The organism is Ruegeria sp. CE12 (genome assembly GCF_056537525.1).
Genome location: NZ_JBQFRS010000015.1, coordinates 11,773 through 32,884 on the forward strand (window position 1 = coordinate 11,773; position 21,112 = coordinate 32,884).

16 protein-coding genes and 1 tRNA gene are annotated in these 21,112 nt (G+C 57.8%); 6 read left to right on the forward strand and 11 right to left on the reverse strand.

Going from position 1 to position 21,112, the window contains the following annotated elements; translation table 11 throughout:
• Position 1: 1 nt before the first annotated feature.
• From ACR0IO_RS21460 to ACR0IO_RS21475, 4 genes are read right to left on the reverse strand one after another with little or no spacing between them, the layout of a single operon-like run.
• A complete protein-coding gene (locus ACR0IO_RS21460) occupies positions 2-2,854 on the reverse strand; it encodes an FAD-dependent oxidoreductase (protein WP_480744628.1) in 2,853 nt (950 codons plus the stop codon).
• The gene (locus tag ACR0IO_RS21465; RefSeq protein WP_480744630.1) at positions 2,854-3,117 is read right to left on the reverse strand and encodes a sarcosine oxidase subunit delta; all 264 of its coding nucleotides are present in this window, start codon (positions 3,115-3,117) and stop codon (positions 2,854-2,856) included. The genes ACR0IO_RS21460 and ACR0IO_RS21465 overlap by 1 nt, the downstream gene beginning before the upstream one ends.
• Position 3,118: 1 nt before the next feature.
• Complete coding sequence (locus ACR0IO_RS21470; RefSeq protein WP_480744632.1) at positions 3,119-4,360, reverse strand: FAD-dependent oxidoreductase; 1,242 nt, start codon at positions 4,358-4,360, stop codon at positions 3,119-3,121.
• A gap of 16 nt (positions 4,361-4,376) precedes the next feature.
• Positions 4,377-5,732 (reverse strand): MmgE/PrpD family protein, encoded by a 1,356-nt coding sequence (locus ACR0IO_RS21475; RefSeq protein WP_480744635.1) that lies wholly within the window; start codon positions 5,730-5,732, stop codon positions 4,377-4,379.
• Positions 5,733-5,959: 227 nt separating this feature from the next.
• On the opposite strand from ACR0IO_RS21475, the gene ACR0IO_RS21480 reads away from it, so the two are divergent.
• Positions 5,960-6,844: a LysR substrate-binding domain-containing protein gene (locus ACR0IO_RS21480; RefSeq protein ID WP_254436913.1), complete on the forward strand. Its 885-nt coding sequence runs from the start codon at positions 5,960-5,962 to the stop codon at positions 6,842-6,844.
• Between the two features lie 50 nt (positions 6,845-6,894).
• On the opposite strand, the gene ACR0IO_RS21485 is transcribed toward ACR0IO_RS21480, so the two are convergent.
• The 3 genes from ACR0IO_RS21485 to ACR0IO_RS21495 form a co-directional block, all read right to left on the reverse strand.
• Positions 6,895-9,312 (reverse strand): GcvT family protein, encoded by a 2,418-nt coding sequence (locus ACR0IO_RS21485; protein ID WP_480744637.1) that lies wholly within the window; start codon positions 9,310-9,312, stop codon positions 6,895-6,897.
• Positions 9,313-9,337: 25 nt separating this feature from the next.
• Complete coding sequence (locus tag ACR0IO_RS21490) at positions 9,338-10,588, reverse strand: aminotransferase class V-fold PLP-dependent enzyme (protein ID WP_480744639.1); 1,251 nt, start codon at positions 10,586-10,588, stop codon at positions 9,338-9,340.
• Positions 10,589-10,808: 220 nt separating this feature from the next.
• Positions 10,809-10,885: transfer RNA gene (locus ACR0IO_RS21495), tRNA-Arg, on the reverse strand.
• Between the two features lie 115 nt (positions 10,886-11,000).
• Between ACR0IO_RS21495 and ACR0IO_RS21500 the strand changes: the two genes are divergently transcribed.
• Positions 11,001-12,026 (forward strand): LacI family DNA-binding transcriptional regulator, encoded by a 1,026-nt coding sequence (locus tag ACR0IO_RS21500; protein ID WP_209015968.1) that lies wholly within the window; start codon positions 11,001-11,003, stop codon positions 12,024-12,026.
• Between the two features lie 4 nt (positions 12,027-12,030).
• The gene (locus ACR0IO_RS21505; protein ID WP_480744641.1) at positions 12,031-13,245 is read left to right on the forward strand and encodes a winged helix-turn-helix domain-containing protein; all 1,215 of its coding nucleotides are present in this window, start codon (positions 12,031-12,033) and stop codon (positions 13,243-13,245) included.
• A gap of 3 nt (positions 13,246-13,248) precedes the next feature.
• Here the strand turns inward: ACR0IO_RS21505 and ACR0IO_RS21510 are convergent, their stop codons facing one another.
• The 3 genes from ACR0IO_RS21510 to hpaR form a co-directional block, all read right to left on the reverse strand.
• Entirely contained in the window at positions 13,249-14,169 is a 921-nt protein-coding gene (locus ACR0IO_RS21510; protein WP_480744644.1) for a helix-turn-helix transcriptional regulator, read from the reverse strand.
• A gap of 131 nt (positions 14,170-14,300) precedes the next feature.
• A complete protein-coding gene (locus ACR0IO_RS21515; RefSeq protein WP_480744646.1) occupies positions 14,301-14,999 on the reverse strand; it encodes a fumarylacetoacetate hydrolase family protein in 699 nt (232 codons plus the stop codon).
• A 762-nt stretch (positions 15,000-15,761) separates the two neighbouring features.
• Positions 15,762-16,196 (reverse strand): homoprotocatechuate degradation operon regulator HpaR, encoded by a 435-nt coding sequence (gene hpaR, locus ACR0IO_RS21520; protein WP_480744650.1) that lies wholly within the window; start codon positions 16,194-16,196, stop codon positions 15,762-15,764.
• Positions 16,197-16,444: 248 nt separating this feature from the next.
• On the opposite strand from hpaR, the gene ACR0IO_RS21525 reads away from it, so the two are divergent.
• Entirely contained in the window at positions 16,445-17,860 is a 1,416-nt protein-coding gene (locus tag ACR0IO_RS21525) for a pyridoxal phosphate-dependent decarboxylase family protein (protein WP_480744652.1), read from the forward strand.
• 17 nt (positions 17,861-17,877) lie between these two features.
• Positions 17,878-18,648, forward strand: coding sequence for an HpcH/HpaI aldolase family protein (locus ACR0IO_RS21530; RefSeq protein WP_480744655.1), 771 nt, complete (start codon positions 17,878-17,880; stop codon positions 18,646-18,648).
• A 4-nt stretch (positions 18,649-18,652) separates the two neighbouring features.
• Here ACR0IO_RS21530 and ACR0IO_RS21535 read toward each other — a convergent pair whose 3' ends face one another.
• Positions 18,653-19,795, reverse strand: coding sequence for a DUF3095 domain-containing protein (locus tag ACR0IO_RS21535; protein WP_480744657.1), 1,143 nt, complete (start codon positions 19,793-19,795; stop codon positions 18,653-18,655).
• Between the two features lie 143 nt (positions 19,796-19,938).
• On the opposite strand from ACR0IO_RS21535, the gene ACR0IO_RS21540 reads away from it, so the two are divergent.
• Positions 19,939-21,111 (forward strand): MFS transporter, encoded by a 1,173-nt coding sequence (locus ACR0IO_RS21540; RefSeq protein WP_170335899.1) that lies wholly within the window; start codon positions 19,939-19,941, stop codon positions 21,109-21,111.
• The last annotated feature ends 1 nt before the right edge of the window (position 21,112 follow it).

Here is a 21,112-nt window from a genome sequence, read left to right on the forward strand (position 1 = left end):
ATCAAAGCTCCTGCCGTTTGTTTTCAGGGTCAAAGAAGGCATGGCCGCGCACCGGTACGTTCAAACGCACGCCATTGCGGCATTTCACTGTCACAACCGAGCCCTTTTCGGCGTCGTCACCGTGCACATAGGCAAGTGCAATATGAGTGCTGAGCGTGGGTGACCACAGAACCGAAGTGACGTGACCCACCGGAACATCATCCTTTAGAACCAGACAACTTTCGCCTGGCACGTTGGGATCACCCTGCGGTGCATCGAAACTCAGCCCGACCAGTTTGCGAGACAATCCTTTGTTCCGGCGCATCTCGATCGAGCGCTTGCCAACAAAGAACGGTTTGGTTTTCGAAATCGCCCATGCAAATCCAAGCTCGTCCGGAGAGGTCAGCGCGTCGGTATCCTGACCGATCAGGATGTGACCTTTCTCCAGCCTGAGAATACGGCTGGTCTCGAGCCCGTAAGGGCGCATACCCACCGGCTCACCAGCCTTGATCACCGCATCCCACAGTGTTTTGGCATAGGTCGACGGACAGTGCAGTTCATAGCTCAGTTCACCGGTGAAACCGATCCGCATGACGCGCACCGGCACGCCGGCCACGGTCCCGCTACGCCCGTCGAGATAGGCAAACCCCTCGCGCGAAAAGTCGATGTCGCCGTCCAATGCTGCCACCACATCGCGAGCCTTCGGGCCGGTGATGTTAAAGCCCGAAAAGGCCGAGGTCACGTTCAATACATCAACATCCAGCCGCCACTGTGCGTTCCAGAACAGCATGTCGGCATAGACCCGCGCCACGGCCCCAGTGGTGGCAGTGATGTAATAGAGGTCTTCGGCCAGACGATAGGCCACCCCATCATCGATGACTGTCCCCATCTCGTTGGTCATCAGGCAATAGCGGCAGCGGCCCACAGGCTGTTTCTTGTACGCCATTGTGTAAATACGATTCAGGAATTCCCCCGCATCCGGCCCGCGCACCTCGAGCCCGCCGAGGGTCGAGACGTCAAGAATGCCAACCCCGTTGCGGACGGCGTGGACCTCTTCTTCGATCAGACGTCTGGCATCCACCTTGGGGCCATAGAAATAAGGACGTCGCCAGGCCCCGACCGGGCGCATGTCGGCCCCCAGCCGGATATGTTCGCGGTGCAGCGCTGTGCGTCGTTCAGCTGGGTGGTGATGGCCGGACAGAACACCCAGCGTTTCCGGACCAAAAGGCGGGCGCGCCGTGGTCACGCCGATCTGATCCACGCTGCGATCCGTGGCCCTGGCCACGACCCGCGCCGTGGCTAGTGCGGAATGCCTTCCCTGACTAGGTCCCATACCCACGGTGGTGAACCGCTTGATCAGTTCAAGCTCGCGATACCCTTCCTTGACTGCGTTTTGCAGGTCCTTGACCTGAATATCCTCGTCCCGATCGACAAAATCCTTGCCCTTGGGATGGGCTGCGATCACCGGTTCGAAATTGGTCAGCGAGGCTTCGTCATCCGCGACCGGGGCGACCTCACGCGTTGGCAGGCCCAGCCGTTGCACTGCGACCTGAGCCGCCCGCTGAGCATCCGCCACAACGGCATCCGCGCCAAAGACACCCGCCAGACCGCCCGCGATTCCCAAGGGCGCATCCGGCAAGGTCAGCGAGAAGCGTGCTGAGGCTTCGTCATAGCCCAGCTTGGCACCGGCATGGCAGGGCAATTGCCACATCGGGGCATATCCCACCGAGATCACCGCCAGATCGCAGTCCAGCCAATCGTCTCCGACCTTTACAGCTTTCACATGGGTCTTGCCGCGCGCCTCTTCCACAACCCCCTGAATAACCTTGGTGCCCGTGGCCGCCAGTTCCGACGCGAGCGCCCCGCCACTGCCACCCGGTCGGGGGTCGACCAGCGCAGCCAGTTCGACACCGGCCTCAAGCAGATCCAGTGCGACGCGATAGCCGTCAATGTTTGCGGCCATCACAACGGCCCGTTGTCCCGGTTTGACCGCGTAGTGGCGCATCAGACGTTGCGCGCCGCCGCCCAGCATGATGCCGGGCAGGTCGTTGTTGCGAAATACCGCGGGCTGCTCGACGCCGCCGGTGGCCAGCAGAACTTCTCGCGCACGGGTCTTGAACAGCTCGCTACCGCAGATCAATGGCAGCCAGTTATCTTCAAACCAGCCGTTGACCACAGTGCCCGTCATGATCCGCAGGTTAGGTAGCGCAGCGGATTTCTCCAGCAGGCTATGCAGCCTGTCCGCACTGTCACGGCCGTAGGTCAATGCGCCGCCCAATTCGGGCTCCATCTCCGCCAGAAGGACATCGGCCCCGGCCTTGGCAGCCTCAATCGCGGCGGTCAGACCCGCCAGCCCACCACCCACGACCAGAAGGTCGCAGAACAGGTTGGCCTTTTCGTAATCGGCATGCGGTGCCTTCAGATCGACAATCCCCAGTCCCGCCTTCTTGCGGATCAGCGGCTCCCACATCTTCAGCCAGCTGTTGCGGGTGGGGCCTATGAACGTGCGGTAATAGAACCCAACCGGCAGAAACCGGCCCAGCTTGTCCATATAGGCATCGCGATCTCGCGCCAGCGAGCCGTTTACGTTCTGCGCGCTAACCCGCAATCCCTGCGAGATCGGGTGGCGATCAGCCTGCACGTTCGGATCCGCAGGCAGCTGCACCAACGTATCGGCCTCGGCCCCCGCCATCGACATCAGACCGCGCGGACGATGATACTTGAACGAACGCGACAGCATCCATTGACCATTCGCAGCCAGAGCTGAGGCGATCACATCGCCTGCAAACCCCTGATAGGTCCTGCCTTCGAAACTGAACGTGACCGGAGCGTCGCGGTTGATCCTGTTGCCCCAGGGTGCGGGAAGTCGGCTCATCACATCTGTTCCAGTTCTGAAGGATCAAAGGTGCGGATCACCTCGTTGGTGGTGGCGTTGCGCTCGGCCAGAAAGAAATAGTTCGAGGGCACGTGCCGCCACCACTCCACAATGGTCCCACGTGAATTGTTGGCGCGGAACAGATGGCGGGCCCAGTCCGCGTCGCTGGTCGCATCCGGGTCGGGGTTCGCTTTTATTGGTCCAAAGCTCTGGAATTCGTTGATGTTGCGAGGCCCATTCATCGGGCAGGTCAGGATCTTCATATCAGTGACTCGCTGCGGTGGCGCCCATTTCGTTCAGCAGATCGAACGTGGCGAACCGTTCCATCGTGAAAGGCTCCAGGATCGGCGCGACCTTTTGATTGGCGATGGTCTGCGCCATGTATTTTCCGGCAACCGGAGTGGCCTTGAAGCCCCACGTACCCCAGCCGCAATCCAGCCAAAGGTTATTCAGCGGGCTGGCCCCCATGATCGGCGAATAGTCGGGCGTCATGTCGGTGATCCCAGCCCATTGCCGCAACAGGCGCACGCCATGCAGGAACGGGAACAGGTGCACCGCGCCCTCAGCCAGATGTTCCTTCATGTCCAGCGTCGAGCGGGTGGAATAGAGTTGGTAAGGGTCCGCCCCCCCGCCAATCACGATCTCACCACGCGAGGATTGTACGAGGTAGGTGTGCAAGCTGACAGAACTAACCAGCGTATGCAGCCAAGGCTTTAGCGGTTGGGTGACCATTGCCTGCAACGGAAAACACCGGATTGGCAACTCGATCCCGGCCTTCATGGCTATGTCGTAGTTCATGCCGCCCACGGCGATCATCACCTGTCCGGCGGTGACCGTGCCGCGATTGGTCCGCACACGGGCGATCTTGCCACCTTCGACGTCAAAGCCCTCGACCTCGGTGCGCTGATGAATTTCCACACCGCGCCTGCTGGCCTGCGCGGCATAGCCCCAAGCCACCGCATCGTGGCGCGCGGTGCCACCATCGGCATGCCAGAGCCCACCGATGATTTCCAGCGGACCGCCTTCATCCATGTTCAGGTGCGGGCTGAGTTCCCTGACGGTCTGCGCATCCACCACCTCGATATTGGTGCCCGCGTGCTTACCCATCTCGGCGCGCAGATGGAACGAGCGCAACGTAGCCTCGGAATGCGCAAGGGTCAGCTGACCGCGCTGGCTGAACATCACGTTGAAGTCCAGCTCCTCGCTCATCTCTTCATAGAGCTGCACGCCTTCCTTGTAGAAAGCGATCCCCTCTTTGGTGATGTAGTTAGACCGGATGGTCGTCGTGTTTCGCGCAGTATTGCCGCCGGCGAGATATCCTTTCTCCAGCACCGCCACATCGGTGATGCCGTGATACTTTGACAGATAGTGGGCGCAGGCCAATCCATGCCCGCCACCGCCCACGATCACAACATCGTAGCTGGGCTTGAGATCGGGGGTGGCAGGAATGTCGCCCGTAACGGGATAGGAGCCGGAAAGCCCATATTTCAGCAGCCTCAGCGGCATTGTGGTGATCCTGACGTTATGGCTGGTCCGGGGCGTCGTAGAGCAACGCGCCAAGATCCGAGAATTTTGAACCGGTTTCTGTCAGCCCGAGAGTTGCATCGCGAATGGCACCGGCACGGTCTGCGCCCAGTGAAGGTGTGGCAAACTCCATGAACTTGCCGACAACCTCGTCCTGATCCATCGGCGCTTCGGGGCCGCCGCGTGCATGTACGTCGCCCGAGTCCAAAACCCGCCCATCGGCCAGTGTCAGGCTGACATCGGCAATGCGACATTCAGGGAAACGGTCGGAATGACGGGCAGTCTCGGCAACGGTGATACGCTCGACAATGCTGGCCACCAACGGATCGGACAGACCCGCGCCAGTAATGTGTTCGACACCGATCCGGCCATGCGCTGCCATTGTGGCGACCGCGAAGGGCAGCGAGTATTGCGCCTTGGATGTGTCATCCGGCATGCCCTGAAACAGGCAGGCGCTTTCACGGAATGTGTTGACGTGGATCGCGGAGATATCTTGGTGGGTCAGGTTGTGCTCTCGGATCAAAGCCCGCGTCGCGTCAATTGCGGCATGAGCCCAGCGACAGATCGGATAGGGTTTCACATACTGGTGTTCCATCTGCCAGAACAGGCCCAGATCCTGCCAGTGCTGCGCCACATCCTCCGCCTCGATCGTGATGGCCGGAGCGCCGGTAAAACCTTTCTCGGCCAATACAGTCGAAGACACCCCCACCAACGCGCCCCAGCCCGAGCCGTCATGCAGCATGGTTGGGTTGGCAATCTCGCGCATCATCTGGCTACGGGGGCCGTGATATTCGGCGATGCCCATGGCTTGGCGCATCGGTTCCGCGCTTAGCCCGCGCAGACGGGCCGCGACGGCGACCACGCCCAATGCGTTCCATGCGCCGGATGTATGATAATCGCTGACCGTGTCGTGCAGCGAAATCCCTGCGCGCCCGGCGACCTCATAACCAATTGTGACAGCGGCCAGCGCCTCAGGTCCGGAAAAATCACCTACAGTTTCCGCAAGCGCCGCAAGTGCAGGAATGACAGCCACCCCAATGTGCCCCTTGGTGGGATTGTACCCGTCATGACCGTCCAGATTGTCGGTTTGCGTGGCGGCGGCATAGGCTGCGCCAGCAACACTGACACGTCTGCCGTCAAACATCATCCGGGCGCTCAGACTCGGCTCACCTGCGCCGTACAGGGCCAGGGCACTCTCGCGCGCAATCCTGCCGGCATCCATCGGACCGGATCCGATCGCGATGCCCAGCGTATCCAGCGTCATCAACGCCGCCGCCCTGAGCGTGCTGTCCGGAAAATCCTGCGCCCGGGAATCAAGGGTAAAATTTGCGACTTTGTCGAAGGTATCTGTCACGGGCATCCTGCTTTGACCTTTGGCGGGCTCTGGATATCGATCGAAAAATAGGGGTATTTGGTCGGAGCGGCACGAAAACAATATTGGGGCAATGGTACTGGAAATTTTGTGGCCGCTGCTTTGGAGGTGTCGCAAACGTGGCCGGAGGCGCGTCGCTTCAGGGCAAGATACCGATCCGGAACCACACTTATTTTAGCCGATGGCCACTCTGGGAAACACTGATCATGATGAATCTGCCCCACCTAACCTTCCTGCGCTCATTCGAAGCCGCTGCGCGGCACCTGAGCTTTACCAGTGCGGCAGATGAGCTGAACTGCACCCAATCTGCAGTCAGCAATCACGTGCGTTCTCTTGAAGAGTTCATTCAACGGCCATTATTCGTCCGACATCCACGTTCGTTGTCGTTGACTGACGTGGGCGAAGCTTACTTGCCGTCGGTGCGCCATGCCCTGCAGGAAATCAACGTCGCCACCCAGTCTGTCATCCTCCGAACGCACACGCGTAAAGTGGTCGTGTCTTGTCCGTTCAGCTTGGCTGAGAACTGGTTGCCGGATGTCATTCAGGGATTCAACGCGGTTCATCCGGATATCGATCTGACGGTACATGGTACAGTCTGGAGCGATGTCGAAGCCAATGTCTCGGACATTTCGGTGACGATCAACCACGTCGATGATGTCACACCAGACATGACCCGACTATGGGTCGAGAAACTGTCGATCGTCTGCGCACCCGGGTTTCTGGTTGAAGGGGAACCGCTGACCGAGCCGGAGCAGCTGCAGCAGGCCCGGCTGATACATATTCTGGGCCGACCGGCCTATTGGGAATACGTTGCTCGCCACTACGGCCTGACCGGCCTCAATCTTGAGGATGGACCACGTACGAACGCCTCGAACTTTGCCATGGAACTGGCCGCAAAATCTCTGGGGTGCGTAGCATTGCCACGATCGCTTGCGCGTTCTTATGTTGATCGTGGACTGGTGATCGAACCCTTTGATTTCGATCTGGAAAGCCCGTGGGCCTACTTCATCAAGGTGAAAGAGAAACCGCTCGCGCCACCGGTTCGACTGTTTCAGGATTGGTTGATGCAGGCTGCCGCCGAGATGAACACCTGACCGGACGGATGCAGCGCAACGCCCCTAAAAGAGCGCTGCGCCGAATTCAGTTATCCCCGCAACCGCGCACCTGCCGGATCGAATGGCGGTTCAGCCAGCAATGTGGCCTTGTGTGGCTTGCCTAGGATAAAGACCTCAACGGTATCGCCCGGTTTGGCCACGTTGGGATTTGCATAGCCGATGGCCAGAGACTTGCCGACGGAATATCCGTAAGCCCCTGAAGTTACCCGGCCTACCGGAGTGCCATCCGGCGTAAAGATCGGCTCACCCCCGGTTGCGTCAGCGTCTTCGGTCACCTCAACTTCGAAGATCGAGAGGATCTCACGCGGGGCATTGTCCTTGACGGACAGATAAGCCTCTTTGTGCAGGAAGTCTTTGTCCAGCTTGATGAGGCCCGCCAGCCCGACCTCTTGCGGCCAGTACTCCTGCGAATACTCACGGCCCCATGACCCATAGCCCTTTTCGATTCTGAGCGAGCCCAGCGCACGACCGCCCACCGGACCGCCCCCAAGCTCTTTCGCCGCTTCCAGCAATGCTGAATAGAGCCTGACCTGGTCCTCTTCGGCGCAATGCAATTCCCATCCCAGATCGCCGGTAAAGCTGACCCGGATCGCCAGACAGGACAGGCCTGCCACATCAATGGTCTGCGATCGCATAAAACGGAATGCTTCGTTCGACAAATCTGTATTGGTCAACCGCTGCAACAGATCTCGCGATTTTGGCCCTGCGATATTGAACCCGGCGATGCGGTTCGTTGCGACCTCGAACGTAGTGCCTGCGGGCAGGTCGATCATGTTGAAAAAACGCTGGTGATAACGCTCGGCCATGCCCGAGCCCACCATCATGTATTCATCATCAGCTACCTTGGTGATGGTAAAGTCACCAGCCACGCCGCCGCGTACTGAGATCAGCGGTGTCAGACAGGATCGCCCGACCTCGGTCGGTACCCGGTTGGCAACCAGCTGGTCCAGCCACTCATAGGCGCCCGGCCCCTTGATCACGTAGTTGGCAAAGTTCGAGATATCGATCACGCCCACGTTTTCGCGCAGCATCTTCACTTCGCGGCCCACCGGGTCCCACCAGTTCTGACGGGTAAAGCCGATCGATTCTTCCGTGCCCGGCTGATCTGCAAACCACAGCGGGTGTTCCCAGCCGCAGTTCAGACCAAAGACGCAGCCCATTTCTTTTTGCATTTCATAGGCTGGACGCACGCGGGCCGGACGGCCAGCGCTGCGTTCCTCGTTCGGGAAATGGATGGCGAAACGATGGGTATACTGATCCTCGACCCGCGCTTTGGTGAACTTTTTGTCCGCCCAGTCGCCAAACCGGGCCAGATCCCAGGCGAACATGTCGTATTGCGGCTCGCCCTCGATCATCCATTGCGCCGCAAGCAGGCCCAGACCGCCCGATTGCGAGAAGCCGGGGATCAGACCGCCGCAGAGGAAATAGTTCTTCAGCTCAGGCACCGGCCCCCACAAGGCGCTGGAGTCCGGAGACCAGATCATCGGTCCGTTGATCACCCGCTTGACCCCGGCGGTGGCGGCCACCGGCACACGTTCGGTGGCGCGGATCACGTTCTCCATGATCCGGTCCAGATCGTCGGGGAACAGGTCATGGGCAAAGTCCAGCGGCGTGCCCTCTTCGGCCCAGAACTTCATGTCCTTTTCATAAGCGCCGATCAGCAGACCGTTGCCTTCCTGCCGGAAGTAGTATTCGCCATCCCGGTCGGCAATCGAGGGCAGACGACGACCCAGATTGGCCACCTCATCAATGGATTCGGTCACGAAATACTGGTGCTCGGTCGGCTGCAGCGGCAACGTCAGCCCCGCCAGCGCTGCCACTTCGCGGCCCCAAAGACCGGCAGCATTCACAACCCATTGCGTGTGGATGTCACCCTTCTCCGTGCGCACGATCCAGGACCCATCAGGTTGCTGATCTGTGCCTAACACAGGGCAAAACCGCTCGATCGTCGCGCCCATCGCGCGCGCACCTGCGGCATAGGCATGCGGCACGCCCGATGGATCCACATTGCCACCGTCGGGTTCGTACATGATGCAGCGAATATCGTCGAACTGCGCTAGCGGGTGCAGTTCCTTGGCTTCTTCGCGGCTGACCTCATAGAAGTTCAGACCGTAAAATCTTGCCTTGGCTTCCTGCAGGCGCAGCTGATGCTCACGTTCTTCGGTCTGCGCCAGATACAGCGAACCGGGCTGGAATACGCCACAGCTTTGGTCGGTTTCTTTCTCCAGCTCTTTATACAGGTTCATCGTATAGTGCTGGATGCGCGTGATGTTGTTGTTGTCGTGCAGCCCGTGAATATTCGCTGCCGCGTGCCAGGTCGAACCGCTGGTCAGTTCGTCCCGTTCCAACAGGACAACATCTGTCCAGCCGAGCTTGGCGAGATGGTACAGGATCGAACAACCGGCCAGACCACCGCCGATCACCACTGCCTGAGCATGCGTTTTCATGGAGGATTCCTTCCCTACAGATGCCTCAGGCGGCAATCGTTTTCATGGCACCCAGAAACTGGGCGACTTCAGCAACGCTGTTGTAGTGGCACATCGACACCCGCACACAGCTGTCCATGCCAAGCGGTGTCAGGATATTGCCAGAGTAATGATCCGCCTTGCGCAAATGCGTTCGGATGCCTTGCTCGTTCAGCAGGCGTACAACATCGACCGAGGGCACACCCTCGACCCGCAGCGACACCAGACCTTCGCGCGCCGGGTTGTCGACGCCGCCCAAGATGGTCACCTTCTCCATCTCGGCCAGTCCCGGCAAGTTGCCGGTGCCGTGGATCATCGCATCGGTCAGCGCCTTTTCCTGCGCGTGGATCGCCTCGCCCGCGGCAACGAATTTGGCCCGGCGGTCGGTGGCGTCGCTGACCTGCTCGCCCAGCCATTCGAAATAGCTGACCACGTCGGACATGGTGGCGTAAGAGCCGGTGTCGCGAGTCCCCATCTCCCAGTTGTCGGCAGGACCATCAAGCAGGCTGTTATGCGGCAGCGCGGTCAGCCGGTCCGAGATCCAGGCAACTCCGTAACCATGGCGCGAGAACACCTTGTAGGGCGAAATCACATAGCCATCCACGTCATAGGCCGTCAGGTCGATCCGACCATGAGCGGCGTGCTGGATGCCGTCGACGATTATGTAGCATTCGGGCGCAACCGCCCGGATGGCGGCCGCCACGGCCTCAACGTCGACCCCCATGCCTGTGACGGGCGAGGTGTGAACGATGGTCGCCACTTTGGTGTCAGGAGTGACCTTTGCCGCATAGCTTTCGGCAGTCACGGTGCCGGTGGCGTCATCATGCTCGACAAGAACATGGCTTTGCCCGGCGACGCGTGCCCAGCGGTCGCAGGCGCTGCGGGTGGCGGGATGCTCCAGAGTGGTGCCCAGAACCTTACCGGCCCCGGTGCCCAGACAGGCGTTCATGATCAGGCGGAACAGCAACTCTGTGCCGCTTTCACCCACAAAAAACTGCCCGCCAGGCGCATTCATAAACACGGCCATGTCTTCCTTGGCCTTGTTGATCACGCGCACCAGCTCGTGACTGCCCGGATTGTCACGGCCCTGATTATCGGGAATGGCCGCATAATCCTGCGAGGTTTTCACCACCGAATTCAGCGTCAGCGCACCGCCGGCGTTCTCGAAAAAGATTCGGGGTCCCTGTTGAGGGCAATGGTCAATCTGGGCAAAGTGATCGCGGATCTGCTCTAGCAGAGGTGTGTTGATCTCGGGCATAGGGACTCACTCGTGCAGATGTGTCATTCAAACTGCAGATATATTCGCCGCGCGTCACAATTTCCCGCAAAAAAAACGAGGGCATTGCCGGAATAATCAACTTGCCACTTTGCGCTAAGGGCACTTGAACGGCCAAGTATCTCTCAGATCGCAGTTTCGGGCCAATGATACGCGGGCTGCTTCATGTAGCGAAGTGCAAGCGAATCCTTGGGCAAGAAAATGGCGACCCCGGCAGGATTCGAACCTGCAACCTGCCCCTTAGGAGGGGGCTGCTCTATCCAGTTGAGCCACGGAGCCGCGCTTCGCCTTCTGTATCCGGCTTTTTTGACCTTGTCATCGCCTTTGCACAACAGTTGAACAGTTTGCCCTGTTCACGCTACCATCGGACAAAACAACGACGCAGGTATCCTCGGTGACCACAGAAACAAAACGCCCGCTAACCCTTCGTGATGTCTCGGAAGCGTCGGGGGTATCCGAAATGACGGTCAGCCGGGTTTTGCGCAATCGTGGCGACGTCTCAGACGCCACCCGCACCCGCGTTCTGGCTGCCGCCAAAGAGCTGGGATATGTGCCCAACAAAATCGCAGGAGCGCTGGCCTCAAGCCGGGTGAACCTTGTGGCAGTGATCATCCCTTCGCTGTCGAACATGGTCTTTCCCGAAGTGCTGACCGGCATCAATCAGGTGCTTGAAGATACTGAATTGCAGCCTGTGGTCGGTGTCACGGACTATCTTCCCGAGAAAGAGGAAAAGGTGCTGTACGAGATGCTCTCGTGGCGCCCGTCTGGCGTGATCATCGCGGGGCTGGAACATACCGACGCCGCCCGAGCCATGCTGGATTCGGCCGGCATCCCGGTGGTCGAGATCATGGATACCGATGGTAAGCCGGTGGATGCGATGGTCGGCATCTCGCACCGCCGCGCCGGGCGCGAGATGGCGCAGGCGATCCTGAAAGCCGGATATCAGCATATTGGTTTCATGGGTACAAAGATGCCGCTGGACCATCGCGCCCGGAAACGGTTCGAAGGCTTCACCGAAGTTCTGGGCAAGCAAGGCATCGAAATTGAAGACCGGGAGTTTTATTCTGGTGGGTCGGCGTTGGCCAAAGGGCGGGAAATGACCAAAGCGATGTTGGATCGCTCTCCCGATCTGGATTTCCTGTATTACTCCAACGACATGATCGGCGCGGGCGGGCTGTTGTACTTGCTGGATCAGGGCATCGACGTGCCCGGCCAAATCGGCCTTGCTGGCTTTAACAATGTGGAACTGCTGCAAGGATTGCCGCGTAAGCTGGCCACGATGGATGCCTGCCGTCTTGAGATCGGCCGTAAAGCGGCCGAGATTATCGCGGAGCAGCTGCAGAATCCCGCAGAAGAGATCGAAACGCGTGTCACGCTGACCCCCAAGATCAGCTATGGCGATACGCTGAAACGGCGCTGAGTTTGTGAGCCTTCCACAACTGGACAACAGATCGGCGCGCGCCATCTTCATGGATCGCCACGCTCTGGCTGAACCGCCTGCCGGTAATGCCAAAGGCGCCGACCTTCTTGACCTAATCCGCAGGCTCGGCTTCGTTCAACTGGACAGCATCAATACCGTTGCCCGCGCGCATGACATGATCCTGTTTTCGCGCAGGCCGACCTATCGTTCAAGCAATCTCAAGCGGCTGTATGAGCGGGATCAGGCCTTGTTCGAACATTGGACTCACGACGCGGCCGTTATTCCGATGGATTTTTATCAGCACTGGCATTTACGCTTTCAGCGCGATGCGGACCTGCTGAAATCTCGTTGGAAAAACTGGCGCAGGGATGGATTTGAGCAACAATTCGAAACCGTACTGCAACATATCCGGGATCATGGTCCTGTTGGCTCTTCGGACGTTGGTAAAGACGAAAAGAAGGGATCAGGCGGTTGGTGGGACTGGCATCCCTCAAAAACCGCGTTGGAATATCTATGGAGATCCGGTGCGTTGACCGTGATCGGGCGCGAAGGTTTTCAAAAACGCTATGATCTGACCGAGCGCGTTATTGAAACCCATTTGTGCCCCGGCAATTCACCCTGCGACGCCAGTGCAACCGTGGATTGGTTGTGTAATGCGGCGCTTGACCGGCTGGGGTTTGCCACGTCGGGTGAACTGGCAGCGTTCTGGGACACGGTCAGCGCAGCGGAAGCTAAGGACTGGTGCAATCAGGCTCTAACAAGGGGTGTGTTGGAAGAAATCTGCGTCGAATGCGCAGATGGGCGCTTGCGCAAAGTTCTGGCGCGGCCGGGTTTATTGGAACAAGCCGATACCGTGCCCACCGCACCGGGTCGGATGAGAGTGCTGAGCCCGTTTGATCCCATGCTGCGTGATCGGCAACGGGCAGAGCGGCTGTTCGGATTCTATTATCGGATTGAGGTATTTGTTCCGGAACCAAAGCGGACCTATGGGTACTATGTGTTTCCACTGCTGGAAGGCGACCGGTTGGTGGGCCGGATCGATATGAAGGCACATCGTGATTGCAGTGAGTTGCGCATCAAAGCGCTCTGGCCCGAGCGATCGGTTAAATGGTCCGACGCGCGCACGCGCAGATTGGAAGCTGAACTTGACCGCGTTCGCAGATTTGCCGAACTGGATCGGGTCGTATTCGCCCGAGATTGGCTGAAAGACCCGAAATAAGGTCTAGTTTTCTGCCAGGAATCCTTGTGTTTCTACCAATTCGCGCAATTGCTGAAGAGACGTTTCTTCTGTTTGCCCCGAGGTATCGAGTTCAGCCATGGCACGCCCATAAAGGGCTTCGCGGCTGGCCAGGATGCACTTGAGCTGCTCCATCGCCTCCGGATTTCCGGCCATTGGACGTTCGTCCCCCTGCGCACGAACGCGGTCCATATGCTCTTGCGGAGACGCTCGTAGCCACACTGTGTGAAACCGGTTGAGCAGCGTGTCATAAGTCGTAGGCTCGGCGACGATGCCACCTGCTACAGCCAGAACCAACCGGTCATGACTGGCGATCACACGATCCAAAGCCTGTGCTTCCAGTTGCCGATAGCCTTCCTGACCATAGAACGCCATGATTTCAGACAGAGGCATTCCCGCCTTGTCTTCGATCATGCGCGTCAATTCCACAAAGGGCAGCCCAAGTTCCTTTCCCAGCAAAGCGCCCAGTGTGGATTTACCTGCCCCTCTGAGACCAACCATGCAGATACGAGCAGCGCGCGGCCCGGTGACCGGATAAGGGCGAAGTACACGCAGGACAGATTCCTTTACCTCATCACTGGCCGAGCGGAACATATCTGCTACACGCAGCGTATCTGACTCCCACGGGTCGTCATCGCTGATCAGCCACTCAATCCGGTGATCCAGCGCATTGGCAACCCTTTGCAGCAACCCGATCGAGATATTTCCTTCACCTGCCTCAAGCTGGGCAAGGTATCTGGGCGAAACACCTGACATTTCAGATAGAATTCGCCTTGAGATGCCTCGAATCTGGCGGGCCTTGCGTACACGGGCACCAACAAGGCGGCTCAGATCCTGTGATGAGCCGTCAAGCGCGGCCTTTTCCGTTGATGCATCCCCTTCGGGTATTCTTTGAGAGTCGGTCATGCCATCTGGTTGTTCGTGCGAAATAGTGCACAATTTACAACAGCCGATGAAACCGGGCAACGCTGTTTGCAAATGGCAAAAGTGGCGTCGCCTCGCCCTTGAAATTCAATAAGATTTCCCTTGTTTAGTATCTATTCTGCTGCTGTCAGCTCCAGCTCAATCGGCGCCAGCCCATCGATACCGCCGGTAATCTTGTCCCCAGCGACAACCGGACCAACGCCGGCGGGTGTTCCGGTCAGGATCAAATCTCCGGGGCGTAGGTGATAGAACCCGGACAGGTGGCTGACAATTTCATCGATTTTCCAGATCAGTTCGTCCAGCGTCGCATCTTGTCTGATTTCCCCGTTTACACTCAGGTGAATGCGCTTGTGACTATCAGGTGCCCAGTCCGTTGCCTTGGTCAGCGGTGCAAATACCGCTCCATTCTCGACATCCTTACCCAAATCCCATGGTCTCTGCTTGTTGCGCTCTCGTATCTGCAAGTCACGACGGGTCATATCCAATGCGCATCCATAGGCGTAAACCGCATCCCACGCTTCGGCCGACGTGGCCCGAAATACAGGTTTTCCGATCGCAAGAGCCAGTTCCATCTCGTGATGATAGTTTTCGGTTCCTGGCGGATACGGAACGCTCACACCCGTCGAAACTGCATTTTCGGGTGTTTTGGTAAAGTAGAACGGTGCCTCGCGGTCGACTTCATTTCCCATTTCCGCGGCATGCGCCGCATAGTTGCGACCAACACAGAATATACGACCAACCGGATAGGTTCCCGTCTCGCCCTGAACAGGGATTCCAATAGGTTCAGGAAGAGAAAACAGGTTATCCGACATGACAAGTCCTCAGGTATTGCGTTCCGGCGCATCTTAGGAGGGTAGACCCTGTGGGCAAGCCGTTACTTTTGCCATTCATACACGCTGTTTTCTGCCAACAACTGAAAATTGTTTCGGCACGAACCTGCTCAATTATCTCGGCTGCTCACTGAGTCATTCCAAGTGCGTGTCTGATCCGCCTTTATGGCGAACGACTCACGGCTGAAAATCTTATCCAACTCCTGAGAGGGAGCCTTTCATGGTCGGATTATCGAAATTTCCTGCAGTTTTCGGCTGTGAGAGCGATTTCTGCACCCTCACGAAATCGCAACTTGGAAAATGTGGTGATCGTCCTAGTTATCAACCTGAAAGTGCAATGCACCGGATCAGCATCAATGCTGTTCGGACGAGAGTGAAAAGTAATCATTCGTTAGTCACCACCCACGCCTCGCCAGAGCAAAATGTGCGGCAACCAATAAATCACCATAGTGACTCGAGGGCACCTCTTGCAGGCTGTTGGGACAGTCGGCAACTGACAGTTAACGTTTCGGAGATCCCGGCCAGACAATCCGCCCCCCTGGACGGTTTGGCCAGGCAGGATTGTATTTTCAGTCCAACCAACACTCCGAAGCTTGGGCCGGATCGTCGGATAACACATGGCGCAACCGGTCGCGGGCCAGGCACATAAATCAGTCCGGGTCTGGCCATCCCCGTCGGAGATACCCCCCTTTTTCTCCGGCGGGGTCACCGTTTTTGACGGGTATCCACCAGCAGGCGCGTGCTTCAATCGTCCAGTTCGTGCAATTCGTTCAGCAAATCCAACAGCTTTTCGTGTTTGTCCGCACCAAAACGCGAACGAATGCTCTCGGTGGCTTCAAGGCTGGCAGGCAGGTTGTCTTTGATTATCTGCAGCCCCTCCCGCGTAATCTCGACAATCTGTCTTCGCCCATCCCGCGGATCTGGGCGTCGAGCAATCAGACCTTTTTCCTCAAGCTTCTGTAAAATACGTGTGAGGCTTGGCAGCAGCAAACAGGCCCGATTGGCAATCCGGGTCGGTTCCTGAGGTCCTTCTTCGTCAAGAACACGTAGCACGCGCCACTGCTGCTCGGTTACGCCTGCATCCGCCAGAATCTGGCGGATTGGTCCCATGAGTTTCTCACGTGCCCTTAACAATGCAATCGGAAGCGAACGGGATGTCAGCGGAATGTCATCAGTCATGTGAAATCTTTGCCGAATTCCTGCGTTGTCGCAACAGGTCAAAAGTTCTACGTGATTTGAAGTTTCCGAAATCTTCCCTTGTTAGACTCTTTTTTGCGCGATGTTTGTGTGATCTTTACTGCAACAATTAAATTAACGTGTTAATTAATTGCCAAATAGCGTTGACCATTGTAATCCAATGACCATCACTGACACTCAGATTATGACAACGCGCGTTCGGCAAGCTGCCGGACAAAATGGGGGCTAAGATGAACTGGGATGAATTTTCAGATTGGGGCAAAAAAGTCTCGGACTGGACGCAGGCTTATCATCAGACCGTCGGGGACAAGCCTGTTCGTGCGCGGACAGAACCCGGTGACATTCTGAACGCCCTACCCGTTTCGCCGCCCGAAGATCCTGAGATGATGGAAGACATCTTTCAGGACTTCGAGCAGATCGTGATGCCCGGCATCACACACTGGCAGCACCCAAGGTTCTTCGCCTATTTCAACTCGAATGCCTCGGCGCCATCGGTTCTGGCAGAGTTCTTGGCCAGCGCGATCGCACCGCAATGCATGCTGTGGCAAACCTCTCCGGCAGCGACCGAGATAGAAACCCGGATGATGGACTGGCTGCGTCAGGCACTGGACCTGCCAGACGGCTTCGCCGGAGTGATTCAGGACTCTGCCTCTTCGGCAACGTTGGCGGCTGTTCTGACGATGCGGGAAAAGGCCTTGAACTGGCAGGGCAACCAACAGGGACTGTTCGGACAGAAACCACTGCGCATTTATTGTTCGTCCGAGGTTCATACGTCGATCGACCGTGCAATCTGGGTTGCCGGTATCGGCCAGGACAATTTGGTGCGCATACCGATCAAAGGCGACTGGCGGGGTATGGATCCAGAGGCTCTGGAAACTGCGATTCAGGCAGATTTGGAGGCCGGCTTACAACCCGCAGGCGTAATCCTTTGTGTAGGTGGCACCGGAACCGGTGCGACGGATCCGGTCGATCGCTGTCTGGAGATTGCGCAAAAATACGGGCTCTACACCCATGTCGACGCCGCCTGGGCCGGGTCCGCGATGATCTGTCCGGATTATCGGCACTACTGGCCCGGGATCGATCAGGCCGACAGTATCGTGTTCAATCCGCACAAGTGGTTGGGTGTGCAGTTCGACTGCTGTGCGCATTTCCTCAAAAATCCTGACGATCTGGTGCAGACTCTGGCGATCAGCCCTGAATACCTGAAGACCCACGGTAAAGACGGCATCATCAACTATTCAGAATGGTCAGTTCCACTAGGCCGCAGGTTCCGGGCGCTGAAACTGTGGTTCGTCATCCGCGCCTATGGTTTGGAAGGGCTCAGGGAGCGGCTGCGCAATCACGTCAATTGGTCGGTTGACCTGCACGATCGTCTGGCGGCTGAGCCTGACTTTGAAATCGTTACGCCGCCGATGTGGTCTTTGTGGACATTTCGGTATGTTCCGACTGAAGCTTCTGACCTCGACGATCTGAATTTGCGGCTGGTGAATGCCATCAATGATGACGGCCGCATCTATCTGACACAGACGCGCGTGGACGGTGATCTGGTCATACGTTTTCAGGCCGGTCAATTTGAAACAACCGAGGACGACGTCAAAATGGCGTTTGACGTAATCACTGAAATCGCCCGTGAACTGACCCCCTGACCCAGAGAGGTGAACGAATGCCTGCTCCAAAGAACACTTTCAAACAGGCTCTAACCAACGGCGAAAGACAGATTGGCTGCTGGATGAGCTTTGCGGAATCTGTCACTGCCGAAATCATGGGAACGGCCGGTTTCGACTGGCTGGTGATCGATGGTGAACACGCCCCGAATGACATCCGCTCGATCCGGGACCAGTTGCTGGCTTTGTCGAACAGCCCGTCGCATCCGGTTGTCCGGGTGCCAGTTGGCGAAACCTGGATGATCAAGATGGTTCTGGATGCGGGCGCTCAGACCGTACTGGTGCCTATCGTCGAAAGTGCCGAGCAGGCACGGGAACTGGTGCGGGCCTGCCGCTATCCGCCCGAAGGCGTTCGCGGGGTTGGCGCAACCGCATCACGTGCCACGATGTATGGAACTGCAAGCGACTATATCCAAACTGCTGATCAAGAGATTTGTCTGCTGGTTCAGGTCGAAAACCGCGCTGGTATGGCTGCATTGGATGAAATCCTGCAGGTAGACGGGATTGATGGTGTGTTCATTGGCCCCGCGGACTTGTCCACCGATATGGGATATCAGGGCAACAGCGCCGCACCTGAGGTGCGAGAGGTGATCTCAGACGCTTTGGCCCGGATCAGGGCTGCCGGCAAAGCGCCCGGCATTCTGGGCACCAAGGAAGAGGCCACGCAGGCCTATCTGGATATGGGCGCGCAATTCCTGGCCGTTGGCATCGACGTAATGTTGCTGGCCCAAAGTGCGCGCGCATTAGCCGAGGAGTGGAAGGCGAAATGAACCCTTATGCCCGCATTGCAGCAGCAGCACGGGCATACCCACCCGAGGCCCCGTCTACGAAATGCACATGATCGTCGCGTGTAGCCGAGGGGACAAAACAGGTCATCATCGCCTCTTGCTGAGTGTGCAATCCAAATCGGACCTTTCCACGTGACTGGGCGTCGTTCAGCGTTTGTGTGATGTGGGACAGGGTCGTCTGATCGCAATCCAGCGTCATTTTCAATCCGTCATCAAACTTACGGTAATCCGCATTGCGGCTGACCATATGCTTGTAGTGCTCAGGTTCAAAGTTTCCCAGCCGTTTGCCCGATTTGAACAAAAGCCAGATCAGCAGATTCTGAATCAGCAATTTGGCCTTTTGTAGAGTCAAATTCCGTCCCTCGCGGGACACATGCGCATCCAATGTCAGGCCCGGGGGTGGCCAGTTAATCGGGGGGCCGTTTGCCGGAACCGGATGACCAGCGCGGTCCAACGCTTCGGACGCTGACAGGACCGATTGGGCCAGATCAGCAAAGTCCTGTTCGGTGGCATTTGTTGTTGGCTGGATAACCAGAGAGACAATCTGACCATGTCGCGCAGGGCTGTTAGACCAACGACACGAAAGCCCCGTCAGATCAGGCTGCGCATCGGGGTCCGCTGGCTGTACCAGATACTCTCCGGCCTTCATCTGTGCCTCGGCCCAGGCAAGTCCACCGCCAGTGAACATGGCATAGTCCACTCCGCTGGACGGGGCATAGCGCGCGACACGAAGATCGCGATTTGAGGCGCGAATGTCAGAAACCGGAACCAATGCAGCGCGCAGAGAGATGGAAAACTCGGATGCGGCCCAACTGCGCAAGGCAGAAAGAGCTGAACGGGCTTTATTGGCATCTGTCCCGGATATGGCAAAAGCCGCGCCATCACCACCAAACACATATGGAAAGACCTGCCCGCCCAGCGCATTGATCATGGCCGAAATCACCGCGGCCCCGACCATGTTCACCGTCTTATAGCGCCCTCGCGCAATCTCACCGGTAGAATCCACAATATCCGCCACACCAACGATCCAGTTGTCGGGCACCGGAGTGAACCGGGAGGGTTCTGTCAGATTCAGAAACTCATGCGAGATCGGGACGGTGTCATAAAACGCAGCGCCAGCGGTTGTCATCATCCCTCCCAAATCTTTGCTTTCAGGCGAAAATAGCTCAATCGTGAACGTTGTCCGCCCTCTGCAACATAGCACACGCGCTTGTGCACGGGACAGAGACATGCCAAGCATCCGCTCAAGGTTTTGAGGCGAGGATAACGAACATGCAGGCAGGCTTGGTAATCTTATGTCTGGCCTATGTCCTCAGTCAGTTTTTTCGCGCTTTTCTCGCGGTTCTGACCGCTGATCTGGGGCGCGATATCGGCGCTACACCTGAAGATCTGGCCTTTGCCTCGGGCCTTTGGTTCTTGATCTTTGCCGCTATGCAGATCCCCGTGGGCTGGGCATTAGATCAGGTCGGACCGCGGCGCACCGCTGCCATTTTGCTGATGATCGGCGGGGCTGGAGGCGCGGCATTGTTCGCGGTGGCCACCACACCGCTTCACGTGGCCCTTGCCATGGCGTTGATTGGAATCGGGTGTTCGCCGGTTTTGATGGCCTCATATTTCATCTTTGCCCGAGAGTTCCCCCCGGCTAAATTTGCGACCCTTGCAGCTGTCATGCTGGGTGTTGGTTCGGTTGGGAACCTCGTGGCCTCTTATCCAACCGCGCTGGCCGTCGAATGGGTTGGGTGGCGCGCGACGCTGGCGGGCTTGGCAATCATCTCGGCCGGTGTTGCCGCCGGGATCTGGTTCACTGTGAATGATCCCAAACGCGTAGAGACCGAGCACAAAGGCTCCCTGCTTGATCTGCTCAAGGAACCGGCACTGTGGACAATCCTGCCGCTGATGTTGGTGGCTTATGCCCCATCCGGAGCGTTGCGCGGACTGTGGGCGGGGCCCTATCTGCTGGATATATTTGGTCTGAGTATCACGCAGGTGGGTCAGGCAACCCTGATCATGGGGGCCGCGATGATCGCAGGCACCTTCGCGTATGGCCCGCTGGATCGCCTGCTGGGCACACGAAAATGGGTGATTTTGGGTGGCAACCTGATAAGCAGCCTGTTCCTTCTGTTGTTGTGTCTGTGGATAAGCGATTCCGTCTGGCTCTCGGTCCTCTTGATGGCGTTGATCGGATTCTCGGGTGCGGCATTCCCGGTCATCATGGCGCATGGGCGCGCATTCATTCCGCCACATCTGGTTGGCCGGGGCGTAACCTTGCTGAATCTATTCGGTGTCGGTGGTGTTGGACTGGCGCAGTTCGCAACCGGTCGCATCCATGCTGCAACTGTGGACATGGGACCAACGGCACCCTACACAGCGATATTCGGCTTTTTTGCCATCACTGTTGCCATCGGTTGCGTCATCTACCTGTTCAGCCGGGACAGTATGGACTGAG